This is a genomic window from Kitasatospora sp. NPDC007106 (assembly GCF_040634455.1).
GTDB lineage: Bacteria > Actinomycetota > Actinomycetes > Streptomycetales > Streptomycetaceae > Kitasatospora > Kitasatospora arboriphila.
This window is the reverse complement of the sequence record NZ_JBEYFP010000487.1, coordinates 1-4,524: the sequence shown is the minus strand read 5'-3', so window position 1 is coordinate 4,524 and position 4,524 is coordinate 1. Positions and strand designations below refer to the sequence as shown.

The following is a 4,524-nucleotide window of genomic DNA, read 5'->3' as shown; positions in this document are numbered from 1 at the left end:
TCAGCAGCTCGTCGCGGGCGGCGTCGTGGTGCTGCCCGCCCCCGGCACCGCCGTCCCCGCGGACGCGCTGCGCGAACTGCTCGCCCCGCTGGAGGCCGGCCTCGGCTCCGAGGGCCGGATCACCGTCGGCGTCTCCGCCCCGGCCAGCGAGGCCGACGGCCTGCGCGGCGCCCTGGAGGAGGCCCGGCACGCCCGCCGGATCGCCGCCGCCCGGGTCGGCCGGGTCTGCGTGGCCGGACCGGAGGAGCTCGCCTCGCACGTGCTGCTGCTCGCCGCCGTGCCGGACGAGGTCCGCCGCGCCTTCCGCAGCCGTCTGCTCGACAAGGTCATCGCCTACGACCTGGAGCACCAGGCGGACCTGGTGCGCACCCTGGAGGCCTTCCTGCGCTCCGACGGCTCCTGGACGCGCTGCGCGGCCCAGCTGCACGTGCACGTCAACACGTTGCGCTACCGGATCGGCCGGATCGAGGAGCTGACCGGCCGTGACCTCTCCCGGCTGGAGGACCGGGTGGACTTCTACCTGGCGCTGGAACTCGCCTGACGGACCGTTGCCGGCCGCTTCCGGCCGCTGCCCCGGAACGCCGACGGGCCGCCCGCTCCCGGGAGGGAGGGGCGGCCCGTCGTGTGTCGCCGCGTCAGCGGGCGGAGCGTCAGTGCTGGACGGGGATGATGCCGGTCAGCCAGGTGAAGGCCTTCGGCAGCAGCAGCTTCCACACGTCCACCGCGTGCGGGCCGGTGGTCTCCACCACGGTCACGTTGGTCGGCGCCTTCGCCGCCTGCTGGAGGGCCAGACCGCCCTCGTAGCCGTCGCCCTTGTTGCCGCTGACGTACAGCGAGGTCTTCGGCGGCTGGGCGGCCTTGCGGAGGATGTTCAGCGGGTTGGAGGCCTCGCGCAGCTGCGGGTTCTTGGCGGTCAGCGAGCCCGACTCGGAGGCCGGGTCGTTGTAGCCGGAGAGGCTGATCCCGGCCCGGTAGCGGTCCGGGTGCTCCAGGGCGAGCTTGGCGGCGCAGTGGCCGCCGGCCGAGTAGCCGGCCACCGCCCAGCGGTCCGACGAGGTGTCGGCGCGGAAGTTGTCGAGCACCATCTTCGGCACGTCCCGGGCGAGCCAGGTGTCGGCGTTCACCTTGCCGGGCACGTCGGCGCAGCCGGTGTCGGTGTTGCGGCCGAGCAGCAGGGTGCGCGGCGACACCAGGATGAAGGGCGCGACCTTGCCCTCCTTCATCAGCGGCTTCAGCTGCTCGGACACCTTGAGGGTGCCGTACCAGGTGCTGGAGGAGCCGGGGAAACCGGGGATCAGCTCCACCACCGGGAAGGTCTTGTCCTTGTACGCCGGCTCGTGGTACTGCGGCGGCAGCCAGACCAGCACCTCACCGTCCACGCCGGACAGCCGGCCCTTGAGGTCGGTGCGCTGGACGTCCTTGGGCACCATCGGGTCGTCCACGCCCTTGAACTGCTGCAGCACCTTGGGCTCCGACTTGGCGTCCTGCGCGGGGCCGTCGGCCTGCACCTGCGGCACGGAGCGGACGTGGTTGCCGGTGCCCAGCAGGTCGTCCCAGTTGCCGTAGATCAGGTTGGCGTTGTTGACCATGACGAACACCATGGTGACCGCCGTCACCTGGCAGGCCAGGATCATCACCAGTCTGGAGAGCACCTGGACCGGCTTCGGCCCGCGCACCCTGCCCCAGAGCAGCAGCGCCGCCGCGATGGAGAGCGGCACGAGCACGATCGTGACGATCAGGAAGGGTGTTCCGGTCAGTTGCATTCAGGTTCTCGTATCCGGGTCGCTGGCAGCCCGGGCCCCCGCTCGCCCGTGCACGTTCCGATGTGATCAGACAGATGGAAACCGCGGTTCGGTTCCGCCCCAAACTGCGCAGAACCTGAGAGGAACATCACGTTTCCTTGTGAATCCCCCGTGCGGCCCAGCCAAGTTTGCCAGCCCCCTGACCGAATCCCTCGAACGGGGCAGCACCTGCGGTCATTCGGATGAGGATTCGCTGGCAGTCGCGGCCGTGCCCGGACCGGACCCCGCAGCCGCGGTCGGACGCGGGAGGATGGCGGAGAGAGCGCCGGCGCCCCCGCCGCCCGACCCGAAGGAGCCACCGCCCCCGTGACCAGCCCGCACAGCGCCCAGCGGCCGGCCGTCCTGCCCACCCTGTTCGGCCTCGGGCCGCGCAGCGCCGACCGCCGCCGGCGCGCCCTGCCGCCCGGCGTCCTGCGGCTGCCCACCGTCGGCGTGGACATCGGCGGCACCAAGGTGGTGGCGGGCGTGGTCGACGGCGAGGGCCGGGTGCTGGACCGCGTCCGCACCGAGACCCCGCACAAGAGCAAGAGCCCCGCGGTCGTCGAGGACGTCATCGTCGACCTGGTGCTGCAACTCGCCGACAAGCACGACGTGCACGCCGTCGGCGTCGGCGCGGCCGGCTGGGTGGACGCCGACCGCTCCAAGGTGCTCTTCGCCCCCCACCTCAACTGGCGCAACGAGCCGCTGCAGGAGGCGCTCAGCGAGCGGCTGCGCTTCCCTGTCGTGGTGGAGAACGACGCCAACGCGGCCGCCTGGGCCGAGTGGCGGTTCGGCGCCGGCCGCGGCGAGGACCACATGGTGATGATCACCCTGGGCACCGGCATCGGCGGCGCGGTCGTCCGGGACGGCTTCGTCGACCGCGGCAAGTACGGCCTGGCGGGCGAGTTCGGCCACATGCAGGTGGTGCCCGGCGGGCACCGCTGCCCGTGCGGCAACCGCGGCTGCTGGGAGCAGTACTCCTCCGGCAACGCGCTGGTCCGCGAGGCGCGGGGGCTCGTCGCCGAGGAGTCGCCCGTCGTCCAGCCGCTGCTCGCCCGGGCCGGCGGCACCGCCGAGGGCATCACCGGCCCGCTGGTCACCGAGGCCGCCCGGGAGGGCGACGCCGTCGCCGTGGAACTCCTCTACGAGGTCGGCCACTGGCTGGGCGTGGGCATCGCCAACCTGGCCGCCGCCCTGGACCCCGGACGGTTCGTCATCGGCGGCGGCGTCTCCGAGGCCGGCGACCTGCTGCTCGGCCCGGCCCAGGACGCCTTCAAACGCACCCTGACCGGCCGCGGGTTCCGGCCCGAGGCCGGCATCGTGCACGCCGCCCTCGGCAACGAGGCCGGCCTCGTCGGCGCCGCCGACCTGGCCCGCCAGGTGGCCCGCCGCTTCCGCACCGTCAAACGGCGGAAGCGGTTCTCCTGACGGAGGAAGGGCACGACCCGGGGCGCGGCGACATGGTCGTCCGCAACGACCTCGACCGCTACCGGCTGGTCATGGACGTCATCGACCGCGTCCCCGGCCTCGCCGTCCGCGCCGCCGCCGTGCGACAGGAGATGGCCGACCGGCGAACCCGCCACCACGACTGGATCCGCGAACACGGCACCGACCTGCCCGAGGTCGCCGACTGGAGCTGGAGCGGCTGACCCGCGACATCAACACCCTCGGCGCCGCCCTGGACCGGGACCTTCGGGCCCGGTCCAGGGCTGCCCGGCCCCTGTCTCCGGCGGGCGCGCGCCGAGAACCTGTCCTGCAGGGACGAGGTTGCGCGCACCGGTGCCGCGCGACACCGAACGAAGGAGGATGTGACCATGACTCAGTCCGTGGTGGTGGGGGTCGACGGCTCCGCCGAGAGCACGGCGGCGGCCGAGTGGGCGGCCGGGCAGGCCCGGCGCAGCGGCCGGACGCTGCGGATGGTCCACGCCGGGGGACCGCAGGCCCCGCTGTCGGAGCAGCCCGGCGACCCGGCCGAGCCGCTGCCGGAGGAGGTGCGCGCGCTCCGCAACCGTCTCGTGGACGCACTGCCCGATCTGGAGATCCACTGCGAGCACGTGCCCGGGAACCCGGCCCACGCGCTCGCCGCCGCAGGGGAGCGGGAGGGGATGCTGGTGCTCGGTTCGCGCGGGCGGGGCGGGGCCGCGGGGCTGGTCCTCGGGTCGGTGGCGCTGCAGGCGGCGGCGCACGCCGCGTGCCCGGTGATCCTGGTCCGGTCGGGCGCGGACGACGGCGGTACGGGCGGTGACGTGGTGGTCGGTGTGGAGGGCAGCAGGCCCTGCGACGAGGTCCTGGCCTTCGCCTTCGCGCGGGCGGCCGAGTACGGCACCGGTCTGCGGGCGCTGGAGAGCGTGACCCTGCCCGCCGGGCCCTACGTGACGGACGCTCCGATGGCCCGGCCGGAGATCAGGGAGTCGATGGCCGCGTCCGAGACGGTGCGGCTCCAGGACGCGCTCGCGCGCTGGCGGGAGAAGTACCCCGAGGTCAGGGCCGAGGCCGAGGTCACCGGGTGGCCGGCCGGGCGTGCCCTGGTCGAGGCGTCACGCTCGGCCGCCCTGGTGGTGCTGGGCCGCCGGACACCCCGGCTGCTCCCCACGGCCCCGCGGCTCGGCGGTACCGCGCACACGGTGCTGCACCACGCCCACGGCCCGGCCCAGCAGCAGCTGCAGTCCTGGCAGCTCGGCCAGAACTTCGGCCAGGCGGGCAGCCTGATGAGTGCCTACGCCACGGTGCACGCCAACCTGGA

5 protein-coding genes are annotated in these 4,524 nt (G+C 73.9%); 4 read left to right on the top strand and 1 reads right to left on the bottom strand.

The window, feature by feature from the left end; genetic code table 11:
* A partial coding sequence (locus ABZ641_RS26700) for a helix-turn-helix domain-containing protein (RefSeq protein WP_359985640.1) occupies positions 1-541 on the top strand: 541 nt, incomplete at its 5' end.
* 109 nt (positions 542-650) lie between these two features.
* Here ABZ641_RS26700 and ABZ641_RS26695 read toward each other — a convergent pair.
* On the bottom strand, positions 651-1,763 hold the full coding sequence (locus ABZ641_RS26695) for an alpha/beta fold hydrolase (RefSeq protein ID WP_359985637.1): 1,113 nt from the start codon (positions 1,761-1,763) through the stop codon (positions 651-653).
* Positions 1,764-2,108: 345 nt separating this feature from the next.
* Between ABZ641_RS26695 and ABZ641_RS26690 the strand changes: the two genes are divergently transcribed.
* From ABZ641_RS26690 to ABZ641_RS26680, 3 genes are all read left to right on the top strand, one after another.
* Positions 2,109-3,209 carry an ROK family glucokinase gene (locus tag ABZ641_RS26690; protein ID WP_344627971.1) on the top strand — a complete coding sequence of 367 codons (1,101 nt, stop codon included), beginning with the start codon at positions 2,109-2,111 and terminating at the stop codon, positions 3,207-3,209.
* The gene (locus tag ABZ641_RS26685; protein WP_359985643.1) at positions 3,206-3,430 is read left to right on the top strand and encodes a hypothetical protein; all 225 of its coding nucleotides are present in this window, start codon (positions 3,206-3,208) and stop codon (positions 3,428-3,430) included. The genes ABZ641_RS26690 and ABZ641_RS26685 overlap by 4 nt, the downstream gene beginning before the upstream one ends.
* Positions 3,431-3,595: 165 nt before the next feature.
* Positions 3,596-4,524, top strand: a 929-nt coding sequence (locus tag ABZ641_RS26680; RefSeq protein ID WP_359985634.1) for a universal stress protein, incomplete at its 3' end; no start/stop codon positions are given.

Excerpts from the sequence above, each read along its gene's own strand:
- ABZ641_RS26695 (WP_359985637.1), bottom strand. The coding sequence starts at position 1,763 with ATGCAACTGACCGGAACACCCTTCCTGATCGTCACGATCGTGCTCGTG.